The following is a 26257-nucleotide window of genomic DNA, read 5'->3' as shown; positions in this document are numbered from 1 at the left end:
GCCCCTCAGTCCCATTCCAGGCCGCCGCGACGCCAGACGTACGCGTAGGCGACGAAGACGGTGAGCACGAAGAGCAGCATCTCCACGAGCCCGAAAACACCCAGGGCGTCGAAGGTGACGGCCCAGGGGTAGAGGAAGACGATCTCGATGTCGAAGACGATGAAGAGCATCGCCGTCAGGTAGTACTTGATGGGGAAACGCCCGCCGCCGGCCGGCGTGGGGGTGGGCTCGATTCCGCACTCGTAGGCCTCTAGCTTGGCCCGGTTGTAGCGCTTCGGGCCGATCAGCGTGGCCATGATCACGGAGAAGATCGCAAAGCCTGCCCCGAGGGCTCCCAGTACGAGGATGGGCGCATAGGCGTTCACCGCTCCTCGCTCCTCTCAGTCGGCACTGACTGCTGGCGGTTGCGTGGACCGGCTCCCCGCTCCTCCTGTTCCGCGAACACCGCCTGTCCCGACGAAGATCGCGAACATGTGAAGCAGGTCACAAGCCCAACTGCCCCGCATCTTATGCCTGTGGGTCTGTGATCTGCGACACGGGGTGCGGCACCGAGTTTGTGATCTCCACCACCTGACGAAGGATCATGAAGTCGGATGAGCGGCGATCTTCATACACGAAGCGCCAGAGTGATCACCAGAAGTGACAATTTCGATCGTCGCCGCAGGTGAGAGGGGGCGTCTCCATATCAAGAGAGTTCCCCTGCATGCAAATTGGCGCTGGACGGGCCCTCTTGCTAGAGCACCGCGTTCACACATCAGAGGGAGGCTCGGTGACGAATGTGGACGCGTGCGCGCGTTCACGAGCGACCCCGGCCGGCGATCATGGGCGCGTACCGGCCACCCCGGTGATCACTCTGTGACCTGCGCCACATCGGATCGAGATCAAATCCACCGGGCTTGGCCACTCGGTGCGATCGATGGTAAGCACAGGGCAATTCGGACGTAATCACGAAAGCACATGATCAAAGCCCTGAACGGTCGTGTCCACTTTGCCCGTTACGCCGTCAATAAAGAGTGACGCTCAGGGAATTTGGGGCTTCCGTTGAACAACTGTGGCGCACCACACGTTGCTTGAAGGTATGGAGGAGCCCCTGGTACCGCTTGTACCCATGTCCCACACCGCTCACATACGCAGCCACCGGAAGCCCCGCCGCAACGCGTCGTCCTCGATCGCGGTGCGCGCGGGGGTCGCCGGTGGCATCCTCAGCACCGTGGCTGTGGCCGGCGCGTCAGCGCAGGCCGTCGCCGCGGAGTCGGTGACGCAGACCCTCGAACTGCCCACCCTCACGGCCGACCTGGCCACGCAGGCAGCGCAGTCCGCGGACGCCACGCAGCAGATGGCGGCCGACTACCAGCTGCAGGCCGAGCGTGACGCGGCCGCCGAGGCGGCGGCCAAGCAGGCCGACAAGGACCTGGCGAAGGCCAAGAAGGAAGAGGCCCGCAAGAAGGCCGCCGAGGAGGCGGAGCGCAAGGCCGCCGCCGAGCGCGCCTCGCGGGACAGCACACGGACGACCCTCACCACGAACTCCGCCTCGACGGCCCCGCCGGCCAGCGGCAGCGTCGAGACGGTCATCGCCTTCCTCGAGGCCCAGCTGGGCGACGCGTACGTCATGGGCGCCACGGGGCCCAACGCGTGGGACTGCTCGTCGCTGGTGCAGGCCGCGTTCAAGCAGGTCGGCGTGAGCCTCCCGCGGGTCTCGCAGGACCAGTCGATGCAGGGCACGGACATCCCGCTGTCCCAGATCCAGCGTGGCGACATCCTGTACTGGGGCGGCAAGGGTTCCGCCTACCACGTGGGTGTCTACCTCGGTGGCGGCAAGTACCTCGACGCGGCCAACCCCTCCAAGGGCGTCGTCGTCCAGGACCTGTCGGGCTACCCGGCGTCGGGCGCGGTACGCGTGCTCTGAGCCGGTCCACCGACCGCTCGCCGTACGGAAGGGCCGTCCGCCCCTGAGGGGCAGGCGGCCCTCCGGCATGCCCCCGCACGGGCCGTGGCGGGCCCGGGAGCGCCGTTCGACCCGAGCTGAGGGTGCGGTGAGGGGCGGGGCGGCACGCGTGCCCCTCACCGCCCTTCAGGCGCTCCGGCCCCACAACCGGTGACACTCAAGGGCGTTGTGTGACGAAAGGGACGTCGTTGGGCGGCCCCGAACGACCGCGGGCCCCGGAGCTGTCGCGTCCGGGGCCCGCGGCGGGGCGTGTTCGGCCCGTCAGGCCTTGGGGGCCACCTTCGAGAGGCCGTTGATGACGCGGTCCATCGCGTCGCCGCCCGTGGGGTCGGTGAGGTTGGCGAGGAGCTTCAGCGTGAACTTCATCAGCAGCGGGTGGGTGAGGCCCCGCTGCGTGGCGAGCTTCATGATCTTGGGGTTGCCGATGAGCTTCACGAAGGCGCGGCCCAGCGTGTAGTAGCCGCCGTAGGTGTCCTTCAGGACCTGCGGGTAGCGCTGGAGGGCGAGTTCGCGCTGGCCGGGGGTGGCGCGGGCGTGCGCCTGGACGATGACGTCGGCGGCGATCTGGCCGGATTCCATGGCGTAGGCGATGCCCTCGCCGTTGAAGGGGTTCACCAGGCCGCCGGCGTCGCCGACGAGCAGCAGGCCCTTGGTGTAGTGGGGCTTGCGGTTGAAGGCCATGGGCAGGGCGGCGCCGCGGATCGGGCCGGTCATGTTCTCGGGGGTGTAGCCCCAGTCCTCCGGCATGGAGGCGCACCAGGCCTTCAGGATCTCGCGCCAGTCGAGCTCCTTGAAGGCGGCGGAGGTGTTGAGGACGCCCAGACCCACGTTGGACGTGCCGTCGCCCATGCCGAAGATCCAGCCGTAGCCGGGCAGCAGGCGGTCCTCGCCCGGACCGCGCCGGTCCCACAGCTCCAGCCAGGACTCCAGGTAGTCGTCGTCGTGGCGCGGGGAGGTGAAGTACGTGCGGACGGCGACGCCCATCGGGCGGTCCTCGCGGCGGTGCAGGCCCATCGCGAGGGAGAGGCGGCTGGAGTTGCCGTCGGCTGCCACCACCAGCGGCGCGTGGAAGGTGACTTCCCGCTTCTCGCCCGAGTCCGGGTCGCCGAGCCTGGCCGTGACGCCGATGATGCGGCCCGTGCGGTCGTCGACGACGGGACCGGCCACGTTGCAGTTCTCGTGGAGGCGGGCGCCGGCCTTCTGGGCCTGGCGGGCGAGCTGCTCGTCGAAGTCGTCACGCTTGCGGACGAGTCCGTAGTCGGGGTAGGAGGCGAGATCCGGCCAGTCGAGCTGGAGGCGGACCCCGCCGCCGATGATCCGCAGGCCCTTGTTGCGGAGCCAGCCGGCCTCCTCGGAGATGTCGATGCCCATGGACACCAGCTGCTTGGTCGCGCGGGGCGTGAGACCGTCGCCGCAGACCTTCTCCCGCGGGAAGCTGGTCTTCTCCAGCAGGAGCACGTCGAGCCCGGCCTTCGCCAGGTAGTACGCGGTGGTGGAACCGGCTGGCCCGGCCCCGACGACGATCACATCGGCGGTGTGTTCGGTAAGGGGCTGGGGCTCGGTCACGACGGGTTCTCCCCAAGAGGTAGTTGGAGCACTGGAAGACCAGAAAACAGGTGCCGACAGGCATCGGACATGGGCAGTCTATTCAGCGGAACCTGATCACCGGCTGAAGGGCTGCCCCTGTGAACCGAGCTCTGCCCGACGTACGGCTGCGTGTCCCCACCGACGAGGACGCCTTCGCGTGGCACCGGATCTTCGACGATCCCGACGTCATGGAGTTCCACGGCGGCCGGTCCGCCGAGCTGTCCGTCTACGAGGAGCTCACCGCGCGCCAGCGCCGTCACGACGCCGAGTACGGGTTCTGCCTGTGGACCATGCTCGACGAGGAGGGCCGGGCCATCGGCTTCACCGGCGCCCAGCCGTGGCCGCAGAGCTGGGGGCCGGCCGGGGAGATCGAGATCGGCTGGCGGCTCGCCCGCGACCACTGGGGCAAGGGGTATGTGACGGCCGCCGCCCTGCTCACCCTGGAGCGGGTGCGGGCGGCCGGCGTCCGGAGCGTCGTCGCCATGGTCAACGCCCGCAACGAGCGCTCCATAGCGGTCACCCGACGGCTGGGCATGGAACTGGCCGAGACCTTCACGACGCCCACCTCGCACCAGGTGGGCCACTGCTACCGGCTGGCGCTCTGACCCGCCGGGCGGCACCTCCAGGCCCACCCGCCCCCGTTTCGTGACGCAGAGTCGCGACGTCATGGACCGCGTCGTTCGGCGGTACCCGCCGCCGGGCGCAGCGGTGCCGCGAGGCGCGGTGGGGACCGTCCGGTTCACGCCGGGCGACGCCGGCGGAGGGGTGCGCGAACCCGGCGCGGCGGCCCTCCCCCGGATCGCGGGGAGTCGGACGCGCCGGGGGAACCGTTCCCGGTGCGGCGGTAGGACCGCGCGCTACTTCTGCAGGTACAGGATCGCGACCGCCACGCCCCCGCCGACCACGAAGGCCGCCGCGATGGTGAGGATCCACATCAGCGCGCGTCCGCGCGGCCTCGCGACCGGCCCGGCCGGGAGCTGGTGGCCGATCTCGACCATCGGGACCTCGTACGGCTCGACGGGATGGGACGGGTGCGTCGGCGGGTTCTGCGGGGTCGGCCGGCTGTGCGGGGCGGGCTGGAGCGGCCGGCTCTGCTGGGGCGCCTGGCCCTGCTGGGACTGGTGGGACTGCTGGGACTGGTGGGGCGGGAGTGGGGCGGGGTGGGACGGGACGCCGCTCGGCATCGCGGGGACCGGGGGTGGGATCACTCCCGTGCGGGCGCCGGCCATCTGCACCAGGTAGGGGGCCAGGAACGCCGCCGCGAAGATCCAGAGCAGGCCGAAGAGCATGGCCTCGGCGAGGTCGAGGCCCACGTCGGCCCGGCCGGCGGCGGAGAGGCCGCCCCAGAAGTCGGTCCTGGCGGAGCCGGACGCCTCCATCCCGAAGCCGCTGACGCCGGCGAGAAGGAGGAAGAGGCCGAAGAAGACAGCGGCGGCGAGGAGTTGCTCGCCCCGGCCCGCGGACCGGCGGGCGGCCAGCACACCGAGGACCAGGGCGCAGACCGCGCCGAGCGCCAACGCGCCCACGACCGCCCAGGCGTTGACGGCGTCACCCAGCTCCGACAGTCCGAACGACTCGCGTTCGAAGCCGCCGTAGGGGCTGGATCCGCCGAGGCCGTAGCCGCCGGAGGAGTCGCCCCCGTAGGAACCGTCACCGAAGGCGCCCGAGCCGTTCCCGTAGGCGTCGTCGCCGTACGACGAGTCGTCCCCGTACCGCGAGCGGCCCGCCTCGGCCTCGACGGACGCGCCCCAGGAGACGCCGAGGAAGGTGAGGGCGATGTTGGGCAGCACGAACAGCGCGATGAGCAGCGGGTCGATGTCGTTGTCCCAGTCGGCCCTGACGTCGTCGCTCGACGCGAGGGTGATGAGGGCGACGAGCGAGCACAGGGCGAGCACGATCGCCATGGCGCGTACGGCCGTTCCGGTCGCCCGGAACAGGGAGCGCGGGCCGGGGCGCACGGCCAGCCAGGCGGCCAGGTCGTCACGCTGCAGCACCCCGCCCGAGACGGCCGCGGTGAGCACCAGCGCGCCGAGCGCGGCGAGCCACGGTGACGTGGAGACCTCGGCGAGGGCGACGGTGGGCTGCGCGAACAGCCCGAGCAGCAGGACGGCGACGGCCACCAGCAGCGTGACCCGCACGGCCGCTTCGAGCCCGGCGGAACGGCCGGGGACACCGGAAGCGCTGGGCACGCCGGGTGCGCCGGGGACGGTCCAGCCGGCGCCGGGTCCGGCGAAACCGGCGTACCCGGCCCGGGTCGCCAGACGGGTCCGCAGCTGCCGTACGCCCAGGTAGAGCGCGACGACGAACAGCAGCGTCACCGTGAGCGGGACCAGGGTGAGCGTGAAGCCGGCCTCGACGGTCCGGAGGTCGCCGGAGTAGCCGCCGCCGGTCTCGGAGACCTCGAAGCCGCCGCCGACGCCCTGGAGGAGCGAGGCGAGGGCGATGCCCACGCGGTCCCCGAAGCCGACGACGTCCTCCCCGTCCTGGCCGTAGTCGGGCAGGGCCAGGGCGACGGCGCCGCCGAGGAGCAGCAGCACCGGCCAGAGCGCCGCGAGCGCCGATCCGGCCCAGTCACCGCGTAAGGCCCGCCCCAGGAAGGCGCCCAGCGACGAGGGGCGGGAGGGGACCGGGGCGTGCTGGGGAGGCGGGGGCGGCGGCCCGCCGGGGGGTCCGCCCGCGGCCGGTCCCGCCGACGGCGGTGGAGGGGTCGCGGGCGGGGCCGCGGGAGGGGCGGCCGGCGGGGCCGAGGGGACCGGTATGCGTTCCCGCCCGCACTTCATGCAGTAACGCGCGTCGTCGGGACCGGGGGTCCCGCAGTGCGGACAGTAGGACGTCATGGAACGCTCCGTCATCCAGGGAACTCGTGCCGTGATCGGACGTGGACACACGTGTACTGCGCGTGTGGCGACGTATCAAACGGACGGCGTTTTCCGTTGACCGGTTCCCATCAACAGGGCGCCCTGCACGGCATGCCCCTTACGGGTGAGCCTTGAACCCCCGGTGCAGGGCGACGACCCCTCCGGTGAGGTTGCGCCAGGCGACCTTGTCCCAGCCGGCCTTCTGCAGCCGCTCGGCGAGACCGGCCTGGTCGGGCCAGGCGCGGATGGACTCGGCGAGGTACACGTACGCGTCGGGGTTGGACGACACGGCGCGGGCGGTCGGCGGCAGCGCCCGCATCAGGTACTCGGTGTAGACGGTCCGGAACGGCGCCCACGTCGGGTGCGAGAACTCGCAGATCACGACCCGCCCGCCGGGCTTGGTCACCCGGTACATCTCGCGCAGCGCGACGTCCGTGTCCTGGACGTTGCGCAGGCCGAAGGAGATGGTCACCGCGTCGAAGGTGTCGTCCTTGAACGGCAGCCGCGTGGCGTCGCCCGCGGTGAACGGCAGCCAGGAGGTGCGTTCCTTGCCGACCCGGAGCATGCCGAGGGAGAAGTCGCAGGGGACGACGTACGCGCCGGTCCGCGCGAAGGGCAGCGAGGAGGTACCGGTGCCGGCCGCGAGGTCCAGGACCTTCTGGGCGGGGCGGGCGTCCACCGCCCGGGCGACCTCCTTGCGCCAGCGCCGGTCCTGCCCGAGGGACAGCACGTCGTTGGTCAGGTCGTACCGTTCCGCCACTCGGTCGAACATAGAGGCGACTTCGTGCGGCTGCTTGTCCAGGGATGCGCGGGTCACGGGCCCATTGTGGCAGGAGGGGCCGAGCGCCCACGCAGCGCCTGTCCCGGCCATCACGGCATGGGCGTGTTTCGAAAGTCCCGTCTGCCCGCCGGGCAGACGACGCTCCTTTCGAAACACGCCCATGGCGCGCGGCCCGGTGTGATTGGTTTCCCGAGTGAGCAGCGTGAGGAATTCCCGAGAACCGGTCACCGCCCTGATATCCGTGTTGTCCGCACTGCTCCTGACCTGCGCGGGCTGCGCCACGGGGCCGACGCGGTCCGCGTCCGCGCCGGGCGCCCCCGACGCGAGGGCGACGGCCGGCGAGGCGGAGGCGGGACCCTCCACGGGGTACGCGCCCTACGTGGACGCCACGCGGGCATCCGACCTCGACGACGCCGGGTCGCCGGCCGCGTACCACCTCGCCTTCGTGATCGCCGACGGCGACGCCTGCGAGCCCGCGTGGAACGGGGCGACCGCGCTCGGCGACCCGGCGGTGAAGTCCCGTATCGCGGCGCTGACGCGGTCCGGGGCGTCGGTGCGGGTGTCGTTCGGCGGGGCGTCGGGGACGGAACTGGCCGACGTCTGCGCCGGCGCGGACGACCTCGCCGACGCGTACGGCGCGGCGCTCGACGCCGCCGGGGCGACGGCCGCCGACTTCGACGTGGAGGGCGACGCGCTGAAGGACGCCGACGCGGTGGACCTGCGGTCCGAGGCGATCGCCCGCCTGCAGCGGGACCGGCCCGGCCTCACCGTCTCGTTCACGCTGCCCGTGATGCCGTCCGGTCTCGACGACGACGCCCTCGCCCTGCTCGACTCGGCGAACGACGCGTCCGTGCAGGTCTCCACCGTCAACATCATGACCATGAACTACGCCAGTTCGTACGACGGCGACATGGGCGACTACGCGGAACGGGCCGCGAGGGCGACGCACCGGCAGGTGCGGGACGTGTTCGGGACGTCCAAGGCCACGGCGTGGCGGGCGCTCGCCCTCACCGCGATGCTCGGCGTCAACGACGTGGAGAACGAGACGTTCACGCTGGAGGACGCGGCGCAGGTGCGGGAGTTCGCGCAGGAGAAGGGCATCGCCTGGGTCTCCCTGTGGGCGACGTTCCGGGACCGGCGGTGCGGGGGCGGGGCGAGGGACGCCCTGACCGACTGCAGCGGGGTCGAGCAGGAGGACGGCGCGTTCGCGGAGGCGTTCTCGGGGTGAGCCGCCTGGTGCGCCGGCCCCGTCGTCAGCGGCGGCGGTGCACCAGGCGGCCCGCGCAGACCGTCGCCACGCAGGTGCCCGTCGCGTCGAACACCGCCAGGTCCGCCCGGCCGTCGTCGACGATCGCCGGGGGGCGGGGACCGGCGAGCACGACGACGTCGTTCCGCTCGGCGGCGGCACGGAGTTCGGGGGTGCCCGCGTGGTCCTCCAGCACGGCGGTCGCCCCGGACTTCAGCACCCCGTGGACGCGTTCCCGCGGGGTGGGCGCGTCGGGGAGCGGGCCCTCGTGGACGCGGGCGGGGCCGAGCACACCGGGCCACCGGCGGACGCGGGCGCCGGGGAACCGTTCCTGGAGCTCCTCCAGCGGTCCGGCGGCGCGGACCCGGGCGCCCTCGACGACCACGGCGCCGTCCCTGACGGGCTCCGGGTCGTCCCAGCTGAGGCGTACCTCGTCGGCGGCGTGGATCGTCAGCATGCGCGGGCTAGTTGGACGCGAGGATCTTCAGCTCGGGATGGGCCGTGCCGCCCTCGATCGCCGTGGAGGAGATGTGGGACATCACGCGCGCGTCGACGGGGTCGTCGGCCGGGTCGTCGTGGACCACGAGGTGTTCGTACGTCGTGGAGCGCTGGGCCGGGACCCGCCCCGCCGTGCGGATCATGTCGATCATTTCCTGGAGGTTGGAGCGGTGCTTGGCACCGGCCGCCGAGACGACGTTCTCCTCCAGCATGACCGAGCCGAGGTCGTCCGCGCCGTAGTGCAGCGTGAGCTGGCCCGCGTCCTGGCCGGTGGTCAGCCAGGAGCCCTGGATGTGGGCGATGTTGTCCATGAACAGCCGGGAGATCGCGATCATCCGCAGGTACTCGAAGATCGTGGCCTGGGTGCGGCCCTTCAGGTGGTTGTTCATCGGCTGGTAGAGGTACGGGATGAAGGCGCGGAACCCGCCCGTGCGGTCCTGTACGTCCCGGATCATGCGCAGGTGCTCGATGCGCTCGGCGTTGGTCTCACCGGTGCCCATCAGCATGGTGGACGTGGACTCCACGCCCAGCCGGTGCGCGGTCTCCATGATCTCCAGCCAGCGCTCGCCGGACTCCTTGAGCGGCGCGATGGCCTTGCGGGGGCGCTCGGGGAGCAGTTCGGCACCGGCGCCCGCGAAGGAGTCGAGGCCGGCGGCGTGGATGCGCCGGATCGCCTCCTCGACGCTCACCTTGGAGATCCTGGCCATGTGCTCGACCTCGGAGGCACCGAGGGAGTGGATGACCAGCTGCGGGAACTCCTTCTTGATGGCGGCGAAGTGCTTCTCGTAGTACTCGACGCCGTAGTCGGGGTGGTGGCCGCCCTGGAACATGATCTGGGTGCCGCCGAGTTCGACGGTCTCCGCGCAGCGGCGCAGGATGTCGTCGAGGTCGCGGGTCCAGCCCTTGTCCTTCGCCGTGGGCGGGGCGTAGAACGCGCAGAACTTGCACGCCGTCACGCAGACGTTCGTGTAGTTGATGTTGCGCTCGATGATGTACGTCGCGATGTGCTCGGTGCCCGCGTACCGGCGGCGGCGCACCGCGTCCGCGGCGGAGCCCAGCGCGTGCAGCGGGGCGTCGCGGTAGAGGTCGAGCGCCTCCTCCGGTGTGATCCGCCCACCCTCGGCGGCACGGTCGAGAACGGACTGGAGGTCGGCCTTCTCGGTCACCGGGAGCGTCCCTTTCGTAAGGGTTGGACGGACCACGCCAGCCTACGCCAGCCGCCACGACCGGCCGACGTCAGCCCTGACGTGCCCGCCCACGTCCGGGACGTCACGCCGCGTAGGCCTCCAGGAGCAGGCCCGCGTACGCTCCCCCGATCATGAACGGTCCGAGGGCGACGAGTTGCCGGCGGGCCGCCCGGCCGCGCACGGCCTGGACGACGGTCCAGACGCTGCCGACGACCGCGCCGGCGAAGGTGCCGACGTACAGGGCGCCCCAGCCGTACCAGCCGAGGACCGCGCCGAGGCCCACGGCGAGCTTCACGTCACCGAAGCCGAGGGCGAGGGGGCGGATGAGGAACAGGAGGAAGTACGCGCCGCCGAGGGTGAGGGCGCCCAGCGCCGCGGTGCGCCACTCCCCCGCGTGTTCCGGGGTGACGGCGGCGCCGCCCAGGAGGAGGAGCGCGAGGGCGGCGAAGGGCAGGGTCAGCGGATCGGGGAGGCGCTGCACCTTGAGGTCGACCAGGACGAGGAGCACACCGACCGGGGTGAGCAGCAGCCAGACCCCGAGCTCCGGACGCACGCCGGTGGCCAGGGCGAGGGAGGCGCAGACGACGGCGGTGAGCAGGGCGACGGCACGGGTGCTCGGGCCGTAGGTGCAGGGGGCGGGGGACGTGGGGGCAGGGAGTGTGGTCGCGGGAGGCGTGGTCGCGGGGCCGGGAGCCGGGCAGCGGGCTCGGCCCAGCCAGCCGTGGGCCGGGCCGGTGAGGGGGTGGCCCGCGGGGCAGGTGGTCTGCCAGGGGGAGTCCTCGTCGACGGCGAAGCGGTAGGCGGGGCGGGGCAGCAGGGCGCCTGCCGCCGCGCCCCAGAGGGCGGCGGCTGCCGTCAGGGCGGTCAGCCAGAGGTCCGGATCCACGGGGTCAGCCTAGGGGGGTGCGGCGTGGGGCCGGCGAGGGTTTAACGCCCCCGCAGACCCTGCCCGTCCCGTCCTCCAGGGGCCGCTTCCCCTTAGACCTCCAGGGGCCGCTTCCCTTTCGACCCCGCCGGTTCTCCGTTCGGGTGGGCGGGGTTCGTCCGGGGGCGCGGGAACGGCGTGGGCCGGTCGCGCGGTTCACCGCGTCCCTAGGGGGCCGCGGGCGCCGCGTAGCAGCGGACCTTCACCGTCTGTTCGGGGCTCCATCGCTGTTCGACCGTGGCCAGGTGGTGCCAGCCGAGGCGTTCGTAGAGGGTCGCGGCCGCGACGTCGGACTCGACGACGTCGAGCACCGGGTGCAGGGCGCGGCCCCGTGCCTCGGCCGTGGCCCGCGCCACCAGCAGCGCGCCGATCCCGTGGCCCCGGGCCGCCGGGGACACGAACAGCCGGTTGACCACGGCGGTCGTCTCGGCGCCCACCGCGGCGCGGGCGGCCCAGAGGCCGGGCGCCGCGTCCGTGTCGTCGGGGTGGGAGAGGCCGATGTGGCCGACGACGCGGTCGTCGAGTTCCGCCACCCACGCGGCGACGAGCGGGGCCGGGGTCAGCCAGAGCTTCGGGCGCTCGGGCCAGTTCACCGGGTAGCCGTCCTGCTCGTGGACCGCCGCCAGGACCCGCGCGCAGGCGTCGAGGTCGTGGTCGGTCCTCGGCCGGACGGCAGGGAGGTGAACCGGGGGCGCGTCGGCGGCGCTGTCGTTTCTCACGGCGGCATCGGACCACGGTCCCCCGCCCGGGACCACTGGATTCCCACGGATCCCTACCGCAGCTTCTTCAGCCGGGCCGTCGGGTCACCGGCGTCCGCGTTGTCCGCGGCGTACTGGAGCGCGTCGCCGTCGAGGGTGAGGGTGACGACGTGGGTGTTCCTGGTGCAGGTGCCGGGGTTGTTCTCGGTGTCGGCGATGCTGGTGGCCAGGACGTGTGCGTCCGTCACCTTCTTGAGGACGAGCTTGTCGTCGCAGGCCCCGCCCAGGGGGTCGACCGAGCGGAAGGTGCCGAGGTCCCCTCCCACGGTGGTCTGTTTCAGGGTGACCCGGAACGTGCCGGCCGGGAGCTTGCCGTCCAGGGCGTAGCCGTCGCCCTCCCAGGTGCCGAGGTACTTCGCCGGTACGTCGCCCTTCGTGTCGCCGGGGGCCTCGGAGGCGCCCGCGGTCGCCGACGGCGCGGGGGCCGCGGCGTCACCGTTGCCGTCGTCCTTGCTCTGGAGCACCCCGAAGACGAACACCGACCCCAGGCTCACCGCCGCGAAGGCCCCCGCCACGGCCAGCGCGATCGAACAGCTCACTCTCCGGCCGCGCCCGTTCGCCTCGGCCGTCGAGGCGGCGGCCACGCTCAGGGAGAGCCTGCCGGGGGTGCCCGGCGGCACGGTGTCCGCCACCGCGGCGTCCGCGCGTGCGCCGGGCACGTACGTGGCGGGGCCGGAGTGCGCGGACGGCGCCGACGACATCGACGGCGCTGACGGCGCCATGACGGGCGGCGGCCCGAACGTGCCGCTCACACCATCCGCCCCACCGGCCCCACTCGCACCACTCGCCCCACCGACTGCGGCAACCCCACCGCCCGGCGTGGCATCCGTTGTCGGCGGCGTACCCGGCTCCCCCACCGAAGGGCTGCTGAACTCCACCGGACCGGAGAGGCCCGGTTCCGTCGCGTCCAGGTTGAGGAGCCGGACGGCGCTGCGGCCGACCTGCTCGACGAGCGAGCCGGGGAGCCAGCCGGCCGCGACCAGGCGGGCGGCGCCGTCGGGGGCGAGGGCGCGGGCCAGCTCGTCCGGGGCGGGCCGGGCGCCCGGGTCCTTCGTGAGGCAGTGCTCGACCAGCTCGCGCAGGCCACCCCGCAGACCGTCCAGCCGGGGCGGCTCGTGGACGACCTTGTAGAGGAGCGCGGCGGAGGAGTCGCCGGGGAAGGGGGACTCCCCGGTCGCGGCGTACGCGAGGACCGCACCGAGGGAGAAGACGTCGGCGGCGCCGGTGACGCCCTGGCCGAGGATCTGCTCGGGGGACATGTAGCCGGGGGAGCCGATGGAGACGCCCGTGGAGGTGAGGGAGGCCGTGCCGTCGGTGGCGCGGGCGATGCCGAAGTCGATGAGGAGCGGGCCGTCCACGGTGAGCAGCACGTTGGAGGGCTTCACGTCGCGGTGGACCAGGCCCAGCGCGTGGACGGCGGAGAGCGCCTCGGCGAGGCCGGCGCCCAGCACCCGGACGGTGTGCTCGGGCAGCGCGCCGCCGTCCGCGACGGCCGCCGAGAGGGAGGGTCCGGCCGCGTACCCGGTCGCCACCCAGGGGACGGACGCCTCCGGGTCGGCGTCGAGGACGGGGGCCGTCCAGGCGCCGCCCACCCGCCGGGCGGCCTCCACCTCGCGACGGAAGCGGGCCCGGAACTCCTCGTCCAGCGCGAAGTGCGGGTGCACCACCTTCACGGCGACGGTGCGTCCGCCGGCGCTGCGTCCGAGGTAGACCCGGCCCATCCCGCCGGAACCGAGCCGGCCGAGCAACCGGTAGGGCCCCACGGCCGTGGGTTCGCCGACGTCGAGCGGCTGCATCGCCCCACCCCTCCCCCGCACTTCCCCTCCAGGGCTCCTCAGCAGCGTAGTGCCGTACGCCCGCAGGAGAATACGGACGCCGCACGTCAGTCCCGCAGAACCCGGAATGCGTCGAACCGATGTCCGGCGACGGCTCGGTGACCGGCGGAGGAATTCCTCAGGAAAGCAGCTCCACCTTCACATCCGCCGGAAATCCCGTGGTGGGCCCGACCCGGCGGGCGAACTCGGCGACCGCCCGCAGCTGCGGGGCGCCGAAGCGGAAGTCGAGGGTGGTGAAGTACTGCTCCAGGACCCGCTCGTCGAAGGCCTCCCAGCGGGCGGCCTGCTCCGCGACCTTGGCGACCTCGACCAGGGAAAGGTCACGGGAGGCCAGGAACGCCTCGTGGACCTGCCGGGTGACCTGCGGGTTCCGCTCCAGGTAGTCCCGGCGCGCCGCCCACACCGCGAAGACGAACGGCATCCCCGTCCACTCCTTCCACATGGCACCCAGGTCGTGCACCTGGAGGCCGTAGGTGGGGCCGTCGAGCAGGTTGGCCCGCAGCGCCGCGTCGCCGATGAGCACGGCCGCCTCCGCCTCCTGCATCATCAGCGAGAGGTCGGGCGGGCAGGTGTAGTACGACGGCCGCACGCCGACGCTCTCGGCCAGCAGCAGCTGCGCGAGGCGTACGGAGGTGCGCGAGGTGGAGCCGAGGGCGACGCGGGCGCCGTCCAGACGTTCGAGGGGGACCTGCGAGACGATGACGCAGGACATCACCGGACCGTCGCAGCCGACCGCGATGTCGGGGAAGGCGACCAGGTCGTCGGCGTTGCGGAGGAACTCGACGAGGGTGATGGGGCCGATGTCGAGGTCGCCGCGCACCAGCTGCTCGCTGAGCTTCTCCGGGGTGTCCTTCGTCAGCTCGAAGTCGAGGAGCGTGCCCGTTCTCGCGAGCCCCCAGTACAGGGGCAGGCAGTTCAGGAACTGGATGTGGCCTACACGCGGCCTGGTGCGAGAATTGTCCACATCGCGAGGCTAGACCTCATGAGGTACGGTCCGGGGACCGGGGTACCGAGCGGCGGGCACGAGGCGATCGAGGGACGGTCGTCAATCCGGCGCAACGATCACTCAAACATCTGGGTGACGTGATCTTGACCTCTATTGCTTCCGGCTGCCCGCGTGCTAGGCTCGCCGCAAGTTGCAGTTTGGTTTCCCTTGCAGTACAGAGCCTGCGGAGCATGTAACCGCAGGCTCTAGTCGTTTTCAGACGTATGCAGTTGTGCGGCACTGTTTCACACTTGCAGGTTCTGGAGCAGGGCGACCCTTTGGGCCCAAGGAGGGCTTATGGCTACCGGAACCGTTAAGTGGTTCAACGCCGAAAAGGGCTTTGGTTTCATCGCCCAGGAAGGCGGCGGCCCCGACGTCTTCGTTCACTACTCCGCGATCAACGCCAACGGGTTCCGTTCGCTTGAGGAGAACCAGCAGGTCTCCTTCGACGTGACCCAGGGTCCGAAGGGCCCGCAGGCGGAGAACGTCACCGCCATCTGAGGCCGTTCCAGTCTCTGATCCGGACCTGAAAGCAGTACCCAAGGAGTCCCGCGCCGCACGGCAACGGGACTCCTGCCTTTTTCCCTGCTTTTCCCGACGGGCCGCGACCGTCGAATGGGCCGCGCCTATCGGATGGCCCGCGCCTATCGGATGGCCCGCGACCGTCGGGTGGCCCGCGACCGTCGAATGGGCCGCGCTTATCCGACGGGCCGCGACCGATGGGCAGCGCCTATCGGATGGGCCGCGCCTATCGGATGGCCCGCGACCGCCGGATGGCCCGCGACCGCCGGATGGGCCGCGACCGTCGGATGGGCCGCGACCGTCGGATGGGCCGTGCCTTTCAGATGTGCTGCATGACGAGCACGAACGACGTTCCCGGCGCCAGCGCCTCGTACGAGTGCGGGACGTCGCCCCGGAAGGCCATGTAGTCACCCGGCCCCAGCACGACCTCCTCGCCCCGCGGGCCCGCCTTCACCCGGCCCGTGCTCACGGTGAGGTGTTCGACCGTCCCCGGGATGTGCGGCTCCGACTCCCGCACCGACCCCGGTTCCAGCCGGGTGCGGTAGATGTCGCGGCGGGCGCCCGGCGGGCTCGCGGAGAGCAGCACCGCCGTGTAGCTGGAGTGCTCGGAGTGGACCGCGGGGCCCTCCCCCGCCCGGACGACCTGCACCGCGGGCGCCGGCGGTTCGATCAGCGCGCTGAACGGCACCCCGAGCGCCACGCCCAGCGCCCACAGCGTCTCCATGCTCGGGTTGCCGCTCGCCGCCTCCAGCTGGGACAGCGTGGACTTGGCGATCCCGGCGCGTTTGGCCAGCTCGGAGAGGGAGAGCCCGGCGCGGGCGCGCTCCCGGCGCAGGGCGGCGGCGATCCAGTCGAGCGGGAGGCGCGCCGGGGGTCCCCCGTCGCTCCGCGTCCGTCCGGCGGCGTTCTCGGGCGCTGCGTCGGCCATGTCGTTCGCTCCAGAAGTACGATCGTTCGCCTTGACGAACAGGATGCCTGCTGTTCATTGTAGGAAACATGCGTTCGCTTCTCCGAACAGGCCGCGTCCGGCGTCCGGACGTCCCCGACCCCGAGCTGCTCCGCGACATCGCCCTGGTGTGCGCGGCCGGGGGTGTCGTCGGACTCTCCTTCGGCGCGATCTCGGTGGCGGGCGGGCTCCCGGTGTGGGTGCCGGTGGTGATGTCGGTCGTCGTGTACGCGGGGGCGGCGCAGTTCAGCGCGGTGGGCATCCTGCTGGCCGGGGGCGGCCCGTTCGCGGCGGCCGCCACGGGGCTGCTGCTCAACACCCGCAACGCGGCGTTCAGTCTCGCGGTCGCCGACGTCCTGGGCCGGGGCCGGCTCACCCGGCTGGTGGGGGCGCACCTCGTCACCGACGAGACGGCGGCCTTCGCCCTGGCCCAGCGCGATCCGGTACGGCGCCGGGTCGCGTTCTGGGTCTCCGGGATCGGCCTGTTCACCACGTGGAACGTCTGCGTCCTCGCGGGTGCGCTCGCCGGGTCCGCCCTGGGCGACACCGCCGCGTACGGCCTCGACGCCGCCTTCCCCGCCGTGCTCGCCGCACTCGTCCTGCCCGCCCTGCGCGAGCGGCCTCCGGTACGGCGGGCCGCGCTGCTCGGGGCGGTGGTGGCGCTGGCGGCCACCCCGCTGACCCCCACCGGGGTCCCCGTGCTCCTCGCGCTGGCCGGTCTGCTCGCCTGGCGGCCCTCGACGCGGGGGAGGGCGGCGGCATGACCGGCGGGGTCGTCGTCGCGACGCTGGTCCTGGCGGTGGGGACGTACGCCCTCCGGCTCACCGGCCCGCTGCTGCACGGGCGGATCGAGGTCCCCGCACGCGTCCGGGACCTACTGGCCGCCGCGGCCGTGGTGCTCCTGGTGGCCCTGCTCACCACGGGCGCCCTGACCGAGTCGGGCGGCACCGCGGGCTGGGCCCGACCCGCCGGGGTCCTGGTGGGAGGCGTACTGGCATGGCGGAGGGCGCCGTTCGCGGTGGTGGTGCTGGGGGCGGCGGCGACGGCGGGGGTGCTGCGGGCGATGGGGGTGCCTTAGGCGTAGGCGACGGCACGGTCGGGGCATCTCCAGCAAGCGACCCGGCCGGGCACACGCCCACCTCTCGGGCCCGCCCCCCGTACGACGCCTGCCCCCCGTACGACGCCTGCCGCTCGCACGACGCCTTCCCCCCGTACGACGCCTGCCGCTCGCACGACGCCTTCCCCCCGTACGACGCCTTCCCCCCGTACGACGCCTATCTCTCGTACAGCCCCTCGATCTCCGTCGCGAACGCCTTCTCGATCGCCTCCCTCCGCAGCTTCATCGACGGGGTCAGGTGGCCCGCCTCCTCCGTGAAGCCGCCGGGGACGACGGTGAAGCGGCGGATGGACTCGGGGCGGGAGACCAGGCGGTTGGCCTCGTCCACCGCCCGTTGGAGGACGCCGCGCAGTTCCGGGTCGTCCACGAGGAGTTCCGCGGGCACGGCGTGCTTGCCGTTCATCTGGCGCCAGTGGGTGATGCCCTCGGGGTCCAGGGTCAGCAGGGCGGTGACGTACGGGCGGCGGTCGCCGACGACCATGGCCTGGGCGATCAGCGGGTGGGAGCGGAGCCAGTTCTCCAGCGGGGCCGGGGCCACGTTCTTGCCGCTGTCGGTGACCAGGATCTCCTTCTTGCGGCCGGTGATGGTGAGGTAGCCCTCCTCGTCGAGCCGGCCGATGTCGCCGGTGGCGAACCAGCCGTCGGGGCTCGTGGGGACGACCCCGCCGACCTGCGGGTCCCAGTAGCCGCGGAAGATCTGGCCGCCGTGGAGGAGGATCTCGCCGTCGGCGGCGATGCGCACGCGTGTCCCGGGCAGCGGCCGGCCGACCGTGCCGAGGCGGGGGCGCACCGGCGGGGTGACCGTCACGGCCGCCGTGGTCTCCGTCATGCCGTAGCCCTCGAAGACGTCGATGCCGGCGCCGGCGAAGAAGGCGGCCAGGCGGCGGCCGAGCGGGGAGCCGCCGCAGATGACGTAGCGGACCCGGCCGCCGAGGGCGTTGCGGATGCGGCGGTAGACGAGGGGGTCGTAGAAGGTGCGGGCCGCCTTGAGGAAGGCGGTGGGGCCGGGGCCGGTGCCCTGCTGCGCGGACTCCAGGGCCTCGCCGTAGCGGCGGGCCACCGCGGCGGCGCGGTCGAAGGAGGAGGCGCGGCCCATGCGTTCGGCGGACGCGCGGGCCGTGTTGAAGACCTTCTCCAGGACGTACGGGATGAGCAGCAGGAACGTCGGGCGGAACGACTTCAGGTCCGCGAGCAGGTCCTGCGTGCGGAAGCTCGGCGAGTGGCCGACGCGGATCCGGGCCCGCATGCAGGCGATCGCCACCATGCGGCCGAAGACATGGGCGAGCGGGAGGAAGAGGAGGGTGGACGCCTCCTCGTCGGTCTTCGCCCGGAAGATCGGGTAGAGGAGGTCGATCGCGTTGTCGACCTCGGCGAAGAAGTTGCCGTGGGTGAGGGCGCAGCCCTTGGGGCGGCCGGTGGTGCCCGAGGTGTAGATGAGGGTGGCGAGGGTGTCGGGGCCCAGCACCCCGCGCCGGACGGCGACTTCCTGGTCGGACACGTCCCGGCCCCGCTCGGCGAGGCGGTCCATGTGGCCCTTGTCGAACACCCACATGTGGCGGAGGTCGGGGATGCGGTCGATTTCGGGGCCGAGGGCGGCGGCCTGGGCGGTCGTCTCCACCGCGAGGGCGACCGCGCCGGAGTCCTGGAGGATCCAGCGGGTCTGGAAGTCGGAGGAGGTGGGGTAGACGGGGACGGTGACGAGCCCCGCCGCCCAGGCCGCGAAGTCCAGCAGCGTCCACTCGTACGTCGTCCGCGCCATGATGGCGATCCGGTCGCCCGGCGTCAGGCCCTCGGCGATCAGGCCCTTCGCCACGGCGAGCACCTCGGCGGCGAACTCGGCCGCGGTGACGTCCCGCCAACGACCGCCGTGGCCACTGCCACTGCCACTGCCACTGCCAGTGGTACTGCCGTTGACGTCGTCGTGCTTGCGGCTGAGGACGACCGCGCCGGGGTGGTGGTCCGCGTTGTCGAAGGGGATGTCCGCGAGCGAGCCGTAGGTGCCGGGCGTGACCAGCGGGGGGACGTACGCCTCTCGTACCGTGCCGTCCAGCCGCTTCAACTCGGGTTCCACGAGCAGGGGTTCGCTGTGATCGGAGGGGGACACGGGCGGCTCCTGGGCGTTCGGTGTGCCCGGATCGTACGGGGTCGGTGTGTGAGGTTCGTGTGAGTGTGGAGGTGGTCCGGGGATGTTCCGGGGGTGGGGATGTGCAATGTCGTGCGATGCTCCGCCGCAGGTCACAGAGGCGCCGCATAACCTGAGGGTCACTCATCTCCCCGGCCCGCGCCCCTGCCTCCCGCACCCTTACCTCGGGTAACCTGACTGAGGAGTAAGAAGTTCGCCGCACCGGGGAGAAGCCGGGGAGAAGGGGAAACCGTCCGATGCCTCAGCTCACCCTCACCGGTCCGCCGCTCCTCCCGCCCCTGCTCGCGCGGGGCGCCCTGCTCTCCCCGTGCAAGAGCCTCCGGCTGCCCCGTACGGCCGCCGCCCGGCACGGCGACGGCACGGTCGGCCGGCTGGACCGGCTCGTCCTGCCCGGCGTGCGGATCGACCTCGCGCGGCTCGCCGCGTACGAACGGGTCTGCGGCTTCCCCACCGGCGAGGACGCCGTCCCGCTCACGTATCCGCACGTCCTCGGTTTCCCGCTCGCCATGCGGATCATGTCCGGCCGCGCCTTCCCGCTGCCCCTGCTGGGACTCGTCCACACCTCGATCGAGATCACCCGCCGCCGACGGCTGCCGGCCACCGGGGAGTACGAGCTGACGGTGTACGTGGACGGGTTGACGCCGCACCGCCGGGGCACCGAGGCCACGGTCGTGACGGAGGTACGGGACACCGGCGGCGACGGCGGCTGGGACGAGATCGCCTGGGAGTCCCGCAGCACGTACCTCGCCCGGCACCGGTCGGGCGAGGCCGCGAACCCGGCCGACGGGGACCGGCGGCCGACGACCGCGCCACTCCCCGCCACCGCCGCCACTGTCGGTGACGGTGACGGTAGCGGTAGCGGTAGCGGCAGTGACGGCGCCGTCGTCGGTGACGCCGACGGCCCGGACGCGCCGCCCGCGGCGTTCGCCGCCAGGGTCCGACGCGCGTCGGCTCCCGCGCCGCTGCCCGCGCTCGCCGAGTGGCGGCTCGGCGCGGATGTGGGACGGCGCTACGGGGCGGTCTCGGGCGACCGGAACCCCATCCACCTCCACCCCCTCGGCGCCCGCCTCTTCGGGTTCCCGCGCGCCATAGCCCACGGCATGTGGACCGTCGCCCGCTGCCTCGCCGAGCACGGCACGCCCCCGGCGGCCCTGGTCCGCGCCGAGTTCCGCGCACCGGTCCCCCTCCCGAGCACCGTCACCTACGCGGCGGACGGCCGCTCCGGCGGCGACTTCGAACTCCGCGGCCCGGACAACGGGGCCGGGGAGCGGGCGCGGCGGGTGCACGTGACGGGAAGCGTGTATCCGCTGCTCCACTGACCTGGGCTACGGCGCGCCCGCTCGACGCCCGGCCGCGTCGGCGCCGACGGCCCGGAGCCGTGCCAGGCACTCGGCGACGAAGGCGGGGAAGGCGTCCCGGTAGTAGGAGATGCCGCTGACGCCCGCCGCGATGGCCCAGGCGCGGGCGCGGTTCCAGGTCGCGTCGTCGAGGTTCAGGGCGTCCCGGTAGGCCTGGCGTGCGCGCGGGGGCAGGTCCCAGAGCGTGGAGTGCTCGGCGTCGGGAAAGCCGACCGAGAGCCATCCGAAGTCGATGACTGCGTGGAGCCTGCCCTCCCTGACCAGGAGGTTGGTGGGCTTGAGGTCACCGTGCAGCCACACATGCGGTCCGGAGGGCTCGGGCAGGGCGAGCGCGGCCCGCCACAGCTGTTCCAGGACATCGACGTCCAGTTCGGTGCCCACGGTGGCCCGGCAGTCGTCGAAACATCCGCTGATCCACCGGTCACACGGGCCCAGGGCACCGCCGCGGTACCAGCTGAGGGCATCCGTGCGCACCGCTCCCATGAGGTCGATCTCGTGGAGGTCCCGCACGAACGCGGCCAGATCGGCTCCGAGGAGGGCCCAGTCCTGGACGGTGTCCGGGCCGACCTCGTAACCGTCGATCCAGCGGTGGACCGACCAGGCGAGAGGGAAGGCACCGGTGGGCGTCCCAGCGTGGACCGGCTCGGGAATCGGATACGAGAGCAGGGGCGCCAGCCGGGGAAGCCACTCCTGTTCCTTCCGCACGGCCCGTCCCTTTTCCGCGGTGCGGGGAAGTCGTACGAGCAGGTCGTCGCCCAGCCGGTACATGGTGTTGTCCGTCCCCGCGCCCGCGTGCGACAGCGGCAGGTCGGCCCACTGCCGGCACTGTGCCTGGAGCAGCGACCGGACCAGCGTCTCGTCGACCGGGATCTCACCCTCGTGAAGCGTCACACCGGGAATCCCACCGCAGCGGGGCCCGGAGACCAACGACTTTCCGCACCGGTGGAAGGGGCGGCGCCCGCGCGCCGGTGGCGTGGTGACGCGGCGGAGTGGTGGGAGCTGGGGCGCGTCGTGCGGGTGGGGGTTCGGCCGGGGTCCGGGGCACCGGGCCGGCACGGGGGTGTCTAGGCCGGGGCGGTGTCGGCCGGTGGGGTCCACGGGTGGCCGTCCATCAGGTTGCCGAGGCCGGACCAGGCGAAGTTCATGAGGGTGGCGGCGGCCTGGCGGGCCGTGAGGCCGGGCGTGGTGTTGGCCCAGGCCGCGAGGGCTTCGGCGGCGCCGACCAGGGCCTCGGCGAGGCCGGCGACCTCGCGTTCGGGGAGGGACGGGTCGCGGCGGGCCTCTCGGGCGGCGACCAGGATCAGCCCCGTCACGAACGCCACCATCTCCTCGCGCATCGCGGCGACCTCGGCGGCGAAGGGTTCCCCGTGCGTCCGGGCCTGGAGGTGCAGGACGGCCCAGGCGTCCGGGTTGCGCGCGGTGTGCGTGAAGAACGCCCGCAGCCCTTCCCAGAGCTGCCGGTCGGCGGGCAGCTCGGGGTTGACGCCCTCGCGCACGGCGGTGGTGAGCGCCTCGGCCTCACGGCGGATGCAGGCGGTGAAGAGGTCTTCCTTCGAGTTCAGGTACAGGTACACCAACGGCTTGGACACGCCCGCCAGTTCGGCGATCTCGTCCATGGAGGCGGCGCGGTAGCCGCGCTGCCCGAACGTCCGCACGGCCGCGTCCAGCATCTGCTGTTCCCGTACCGCCCGGGGCATCCGTTTGTTCTTCACAGCACCCATGCGGGCAAGCGTACGGTTCTGCCGCCGGGAAAGATCCGGTCCGGCGGCGGGGCTACGAAGCCTTGACGCCCTCGGGGGCCTCGGCGGTCCCGGAAGCCTTGGCGGGCTCGTCGCCGTCGCGGTCCTCCGCGGACGGGGTGTTCCCGCTGCGGGCCACGTCGTCCGCCTCGTCCTCCTGGCTGCGGTTGGCGGCGAGGTTGGACTTCACGCGGCCGATGGAACGGTCGAGGCGCGGGGCGATCTGTTCCGAGGCCCGGTCGCGCTCCTTGCGCAGGGCCACGAAGCTGATCGGCGCGGAGACGACGAGGGCCAGCATGATCATCCACATGCCGTTGGAGGCGCCGAGACCGCGGGGGGCGATACCGGAGTAGACGAGGGCCCAGACGACCACGAAGCAGCCCACGAAGATCCCGAGGCGCATCAGTGTGTAGCGGAGCATCTCAATCCACTCTTCCGTTTCCGTACCGGACGTTCCCAAGGGCCACCGTCCAGTGAAGCACGGTCGGGGGGCGATCTTGCACGGGGGTACGGGCGGCGGTGCGGGCGCGGCTCAGGTCAGGTCAGGTCAGGTCAGGTCAGGTCAGGTCAGGTCAAGGACAAGAGCATCGTGATGTCGTCGCGGTGGTCGCCGGGGGCGACCCGGATGGCGCCGGGGACGCGGCCGACCTCCTTGTAGCCGCAGGCGGCGTAGAAGTGCTCCAGGCCGAGGCCGCCGCGACAGGTGAGGCGGACGGCCTCGATGCCGTCGAAGCCGCGGGCCGCGTCCTCGGCCGCCCTCATCAGGTCGCGGCCGTAGCCCTTGCCCTGGTGGGAGGGGTGCACCATCACCGTGTACAGCCACACCCAGTGCGTCATCAGGCGGTGCGTGTTGAAGCTGAAGAACGCGGTGGCCGCGGGCGCGCCCGCCGCGTCGAACCCGACCAGCAGCCGTTGCCGGCCCTCCGCCAGGCCCACCATGTGCTTCACCAGCTCGGGCCGTATCGCCTCCGGCGACACCGGCGCCACGAACCCGACGGCTCCACCGGCGTTGGAGACGTCCGCCCAGAGGTCGAGGATGCCGTCGCGGAGGTCGGGCGTGAGGGGCGGGTCCAGCTGGAAAGTAAGGGCCATGGGGCGAGATTAGCCATTACGTTCGGTGGCGCTCAAACGGATTCGGATCGTGGACACGTGTGCTGGAGCATGAAGGACGGGCAGCCACAGGCCCGAACCATCAGGGACGCAGGCCCCACCCATCACGGACGCAGGCCCCACCCATCCGGGACGTAGACCCGCCCTGTCAGGGGCCCGGGGAGCTGCGCGAGCAACCCCCGGCCCCTGGGCACCCGGCCCCCCTCACACCCGCATGGGCTGCGGGGACTCCCGCCGCAGCGGGTCCGCTCCCTCGTACTCGCGGATGATCTCGTACCGCGTGTTCCGCTCCACCGGCCGGAACCCGGCGTCGCGGATGAGGTCGAGCAGGTCCTCCCGGGTCAGCTTGTTCGGCGTGCCGTAGTTGTCCGCGTCGTGCGTGATCTTGTACTCGACGACCGAGCCGTCCATGTCGTCGGCGCCGTGCTGCAGCGCGAGCTGCGCGGTCTGGACGCCGTGCATCACCCAGAAGACCTTCACGTGCGGGACGTTGTCGAACAGCAGCCGCGACACCGCGAACGTCTTCAGCGCCTCCGCACCCGTCGCCATCCGCGTCCGCGCCTGGAGCCGGTTGCGGACCTTGCCGTCCTTCATGTCCACGAAGTCGTGCTGGTAGCGCAGCGGGATGAAGACCTGGAAGCCGCCGGTCTCGTCCTGCAGCTCACGCAGCCGCAGGACGTGGTCGACGCGGTGCCGGGGCTCCTCGATGTGGCCGTAGAGCATGGTGCACGGAGTCTTCAGACCCTTCTCGTGCGCCAGGCGGTGGATCCGCGACCAGTCCTCCCAGTGGGTGCGGTGGTCGACGATGTGCCGGCGGACCTCCCAGTCGAAGATCTCCGCGCCGCCGCCCGTGAGGGACTCCAGGCCCGCGTCGATCAGTTCGTCGAGGATCTCCGACGCGGACAGCCCGCTGATCGTCTCGAAGTGGTGGATCTCGGTGGCCGTGAAGGCCTTCAGCGAGACGTTCGGCAGGGCCGCCTTCAGCTCCCGCAGCGAGCGGGGGTAGTAGCGCCACGGCAGGTTCGGGTGCAGCCCGTTGACGATGTGGAGTTCCGTGAGGTTCTCCGACTCCATCGCCTTGGCGAGCTTCACCGCCTCCTCGATGCGCATCGTGTACGCGTCCTTCTCCCCCGGCTTGCGCTGGAAGGAGCAGTAGGCGCAGGAGGCCGTGCACACGTTGGTCATGTTGAGGTGGCGGTTGACGTTGAAGTGGACGACGTCGCCGTTCTTCCGCGTCCGCACCTCGTGTGCGAGCCCGCCCAGCCACGCCAGGTCGTCCGACTCGTACAGCGCGATGCCGTCCTCACGGGTCAGCCGCTCGCCGGAGCGGACCTTCTCCTCCAGCTCGCGCTTGAGCCCGACGTCCATGCCTCCGCCTTCCCTCAGTGTTCCCTCGATGACAACCCCGCCACCGTACTCCCCCGGGGTCTACTGCTCCTCGGGCAGCTCTCCCACCCTGTTCTCCCACTTCGTGGAGAGCACGATCGTGGTGCGGGTCCGGGAGACGCCCTTCGTGCCCGACAGCCGGCGGATCGTCTTCTCCAGGCCGTCGACGTCGGTGGCGCGCACCTTGAGCATGAACGAGTCGTCGCCTGCGATGAACCAGCAGTCCTCGATCTCGTCGAGGTCGCGGAGCCGGTTCGCCACGTCCTCGTGGTCGGCGGCGTCGGAGAGCGAGATCCCGATGAGCGCGATCACGCCGAGGCCGAGGGAGGCCGCGTCGACGGTGGCGCGATAGCCGGTGATGACACCGGCGGCCTCCAGCCGGTTGATGCGGTCGGTGACACTGGGTCCCGACAGGCCGACGAGGCGCCCCAGCTCCGCGTAGGAGGCCCGGCCGTTCTCCCTCAGGGCCTGGATGAGCTGCCTGTCCACCGCGTCCATGCGATCGGTTGCCTTCCGCTGAAGAGTTGCACTGAAGATTGCTCGGTGAGATGGGTGGTGCGCGTACGTGCGGGGTGAGCGGATGCCGCTCAGGTGACCGTGGGGGCCGTCGTGCCGGTGGTGCCGGTGGTGCCCGTGTCGCCCGTCCCGGAGGGGCGGGACCCTCCGATCTCGCCCTTCCAGCGCCGGTACAGGGTGTGCGGGACGCCCGCCGCGTCCAGTACCCGTCCGGCGACGAAGTCCACCAGGTCCTGGATGTGCGTGGCCCCCGCGTAGAAGGCCGGGGAGGCGGGCAGTACGGTCGCTCCCGCGTCGTCCAGGGTCACCAGGTGCCGCAGGGTCTGCCCGTTCAGCGGCGTCTCCCGTACGGCGACGACGAGCCGGCGCCGTTCCTTCAGGGTGACGCTCGCCGTCCGTTGCAGCAGGTCCTTGCTGAGCCCCAGGGCCACGCCCGCGACGCACGCCGTGGACGCGGGCACGATCAGCATGCCCTTGACGGGGTACGAGCCCGACGACGGTCCGGCGGCCAGGTCGCCGGCGCTCCAGTACCGGACGCGGTCGCCGTCGACGTCCACCGGGAACGTGCCGGGCTTGCCGTCGGCACCGCGTGACAGCCATTCCCGCAGGTCGTCACGCCAGTGCGCGTCCCGGAACGCGATGCCTGTCTCGTCCAGCAGGGTCAGCCGCGAGGCACGGGACACCACGAGGTCGACGCTTTCGCCTGCGGCGAGGAGCGCGCGCAGCACTGCGGCGGCGTATGGGGTGCCGGACGCGCCGGAGACCCCTACGATCCAAGGCGTACGCGCCGTCTCTCCTGGCTTGACTTGGTTCAC

At 72.2% G+C, this 26257-nt stretch carries 26 protein-coding genes; 7 read left to right on the top strand and 19 right to left on the bottom strand.

Going from position 1 to position 26257, the window contains the following annotated elements:
- Positions 1–5: 5 nt before the first annotated feature.
- Positions 6–365 carry an NADH-quinone oxidoreductase subunit A gene (locus tag GSY65_RS21905; RefSeq protein ID WP_009310323.1) on the bottom strand — a complete coding sequence of 120 codons (360 nt, stop codon included), beginning with the start codon at positions 363–365 and terminating at the stop codon, positions 6–8.
- A gap of 713 nt (positions 366–1078) precedes the next feature.
- Here GSY65_RS21905 and GSY65_RS21900 point away from each other — a divergent pair.
- Positions 1079–1906, top strand: a complete 828-nt coding sequence (locus tag GSY65_RS21900) for a C40 family peptidase (RefSeq protein WP_159771478.1) — start codon at positions 1079–1081, stop codon at positions 1904–1906.
- Positions 1907–2206: 300 nt separating this feature from the next.
- Here the strand turns inward: GSY65_RS21900 and GSY65_RS21895 are convergent, their stop codons facing one another.
- A complete protein-coding gene (locus GSY65_RS21895; RefSeq protein ID WP_159771476.1) occupies positions 2207–3511 on the bottom strand; it encodes a geranylgeranyl reductase family protein in 1305 nt (434 codons plus the stop codon).
- 119 nt (positions 3512–3630) lie between these two features.
- Here GSY65_RS21895 and GSY65_RS21890 point away from each other — a divergent pair, with 119 nt between their 5' ends.
- Positions 3631–4137, top strand: a complete 507-nt coding sequence (locus GSY65_RS21890; protein ID WP_159771473.1) for a GNAT family N-acetyltransferase — start codon at positions 3631–3633, stop codon at positions 4135–4137.
- A gap of 252 nt (positions 4138–4389) precedes the next feature.
- Here GSY65_RS21890 and GSY65_RS21885 read toward each other — a convergent pair whose 3' ends face one another.
- Both GSY65_RS21885 and GSY65_RS21880 read right to left on the bottom strand, forming a co-directional pair.
- A complete protein-coding gene (locus GSY65_RS21885; protein ID WP_159771470.1) occupies positions 4390–6369 on the bottom strand; it encodes a zinc-ribbon domain-containing protein in 1980 nt (659 codons plus the stop codon).
- 139 nt (positions 6370–6508) lie between these two features.
- The gene (locus tag GSY65_RS21880) at positions 6509–7207 is read right to left on the bottom strand and encodes a demethylmenaquinone methyltransferase (RefSeq protein ID WP_159771467.1); all 699 of its coding nucleotides are present in this window, start codon (positions 7205–7207) and stop codon (positions 6509–6511) included.
- A gap of 166 nt (positions 7208–7373) precedes the next feature.
- On the opposite strand from GSY65_RS21880, the gene GSY65_RS21875 reads away from it, so the two are divergent.
- On the top strand, positions 7374–8399 hold the full coding sequence (locus tag GSY65_RS21875) for a chitinase (protein WP_201452623.1): 1026 nt from the start codon (positions 7374–7376) through the stop codon (positions 8397–8399).
- Between the two features lie 25 nt (positions 8400–8424).
- Here the strand turns inward: GSY65_RS21875 and GSY65_RS21870 are convergent, their stop codons facing one another.
- The 6 genes from GSY65_RS21870 to GSY65_RS21845 all read right to left on the bottom strand — a co-directional run bounded on the left by GSY65_RS21870 (position 8425) and on the right by GSY65_RS21845 (position 14584).
- Positions 8425–8874: an imidazolonepropionase-like domain-containing protein gene (locus GSY65_RS21870; RefSeq protein ID WP_159771464.1), complete on the bottom strand. Its 450-nt coding sequence runs from the start codon at positions 8872–8874 to the stop codon at positions 8425–8427.
- A 7-nt stretch (positions 8875–8881) separates the two neighbouring features.
- On the bottom strand, positions 8882–10081 hold the full coding sequence (mqnC, locus tag GSY65_RS21865; protein ID WP_159771462.1) for a cyclic dehypoxanthinyl futalosine synthase: 1200 nt from the start codon (positions 10079–10081) through the stop codon (positions 8882–8884).
- A 103-nt stretch (positions 10082–10184) separates the two neighbouring features.
- Positions 10185–10988, bottom strand: coding sequence for a prepilin peptidase (locus GSY65_RS21860; RefSeq protein ID WP_159771459.1), 804 nt, complete (start codon positions 10986–10988; stop codon positions 10185–10187).
- Positions 10989–11194: 206 nt separating this feature from the next.
- Positions 11195–11746: a GNAT family N-acetyltransferase gene (locus GSY65_RS21855; RefSeq protein ID WP_159771456.1), complete on the bottom strand. Its 552-nt coding sequence runs from the start codon at positions 11744–11746 to the stop codon at positions 11195–11197.
- 53 nt (positions 11747–11799) lie between these two features.
- Positions 11800–13581, bottom strand: a complete 1782-nt coding sequence (locus tag GSY65_RS21850) for a serine/threonine-protein kinase (protein WP_159771453.1) — start codon at positions 13579–13581, stop codon at positions 11800–11802.
- Positions 13582–13738: 157 nt separating this feature from the next.
- Complete coding sequence (locus GSY65_RS21845; RefSeq protein WP_159771450.1) at positions 13739–14584, bottom strand: menaquinone biosynthetic enzyme MqnA/MqnD family protein; 846 nt, start codon at positions 14582–14584, stop codon at positions 13739–13741.
- A gap of 318 nt (positions 14585–14902) precedes the next feature.
- Between GSY65_RS21845 and GSY65_RS21840 the strand changes: the two genes are divergently transcribed.
- Entirely contained in the window at positions 14903–15106 is a 204-nt protein-coding gene (locus GSY65_RS21840; RefSeq protein ID WP_043442843.1) for a cold-shock protein, read from the top strand.
- A 340-nt stretch (positions 15107–15446) separates the two neighbouring features.
- On the opposite strand, the gene GSY65_RS21835 is transcribed toward GSY65_RS21840, so the two are convergent.
- Positions 15447–16055, bottom strand: coding sequence for a helix-turn-helix domain-containing protein (locus GSY65_RS21835; RefSeq protein WP_159771447.1), 609 nt, complete (start codon positions 16053–16055; stop codon positions 15447–15449).
- Between the two features lie 68 nt (positions 16056–16123).
- Here GSY65_RS21835 and GSY65_RS21830 point away from each other — a divergent pair, with 68 nt between their 5' ends.
- Both GSY65_RS21830 and GSY65_RS21825 read left to right on the top strand, forming a co-directional pair.
- On the top strand, positions 16124–16837 hold the full coding sequence (locus GSY65_RS21830) for an AzlC family ABC transporter permease (protein WP_159771444.1): 714 nt from the start codon (positions 16124–16126) through the stop codon (positions 16835–16837).
- Positions 16834–17151: an AzlD domain-containing protein gene (locus GSY65_RS21825; RefSeq protein ID WP_159771441.1), complete on the top strand. Its 318-nt coding sequence runs from the start codon at positions 16834–16836 to the stop codon at positions 17149–17151. Before GSY65_RS21830 ends, GSY65_RS21825 begins: the two co-directional genes overlap by 4 nt.
- A gap of 196 nt (positions 17152–17347) precedes the next feature.
- Here the strand turns inward: GSY65_RS21825 and GSY65_RS21820 are convergent, their stop codons facing one another.
- Entirely contained in the window at positions 17348–19294 is a 1947-nt protein-coding gene (locus GSY65_RS21820; RefSeq protein WP_159771438.1) for an AMP-dependent synthetase/ligase, read from the bottom strand.
- Positions 19295–19569: 275 nt separating this feature from the next.
- On the opposite strand from GSY65_RS21820, the gene GSY65_RS21815 reads away from it, so the two are divergent.
- A complete protein-coding gene (locus GSY65_RS21815; RefSeq protein ID WP_159771435.1) occupies positions 19570–20652 on the top strand; it encodes a MaoC family dehydratase in 1083 nt (360 codons plus the stop codon).
- Positions 20653–20658: 6 nt separating this feature from the next.
- Here the strand turns inward: GSY65_RS21815 and GSY65_RS21810 are convergent, their stop codons facing one another.
- The 7 genes from GSY65_RS21810 to GSY65_RS21780 all read right to left on the bottom strand — a co-directional run bounded on the left by GSY65_RS21810 (position 20659) and on the right by GSY65_RS21780 (position 26257).
- Positions 20659–21582 (bottom strand): aminoglycoside phosphotransferase family protein, encoded by a 924-nt coding sequence (locus GSY65_RS21810; RefSeq protein WP_159771432.1) that lies wholly within the window; start codon positions 21580–21582, stop codon positions 20659–20661.
- A gap of 173 nt (positions 21583–21755) precedes the next feature.
- Positions 21756–22412: a TetR/AcrR family transcriptional regulator gene (locus tag GSY65_RS21805; protein WP_159771429.1), complete on the bottom strand. Its 657-nt coding sequence runs from the start codon at positions 22410–22412 to the stop codon at positions 21756–21758.
- A 52-nt stretch (positions 22413–22464) separates the two neighbouring features.
- On the bottom strand, positions 22465–22851 hold the full coding sequence (locus tag GSY65_RS21800) for a DUF4229 domain-containing protein (protein WP_159771427.1): 387 nt from the start codon (positions 22849–22851) through the stop codon (positions 22465–22467).
- A 146-nt stretch (positions 22852–22997) separates the two neighbouring features.
- Entirely contained in the window at positions 22998–23522 is a 525-nt protein-coding gene (locus tag GSY65_RS21795; RefSeq protein ID WP_159771424.1) for a GNAT family N-acetyltransferase, read from the bottom strand.
- A gap of 222 nt (positions 23523–23744) precedes the next feature.
- Positions 23745–24908: an aminofutalosine synthase MqnE gene (mqnE, locus tag GSY65_RS21790; RefSeq protein ID WP_159771421.1), complete on the bottom strand. Its 1164-nt coding sequence runs from the start codon at positions 24906–24908 to the stop codon at positions 23745–23747.
- 60 nt (positions 24909–24968) lie between these two features.
- A complete protein-coding gene (locus tag GSY65_RS21785) occupies positions 24969–25424 on the bottom strand; it encodes an Lrp/AsnC family transcriptional regulator (RefSeq protein WP_055513474.1) in 456 nt (151 codons plus the stop codon).
- 89 nt (positions 25425–25513) lie between these two features.
- On the bottom strand, positions 25514–26257 hold the full coding sequence (locus tag GSY65_RS21780; RefSeq protein WP_159771419.1) for a UbiX family flavin prenyltransferase: 744 nt from the start codon (positions 26255–26257) through the stop codon (positions 25514–25516).

The organism is Streptomyces sp. HM190 (assembly GCF_009857135.1).
GTDB classification, from domain to species: domain Bacteria; phylum Actinomycetota; class Actinomycetes; order Streptomycetales; family Streptomycetaceae; genus Streptomyces; species Streptomyces heilongjiangensis.
The sequence above is the reverse complement of the archived record's forward strand: the minus strand, read 5'-3'. Positions and strand labels throughout refer to the sequence as shown.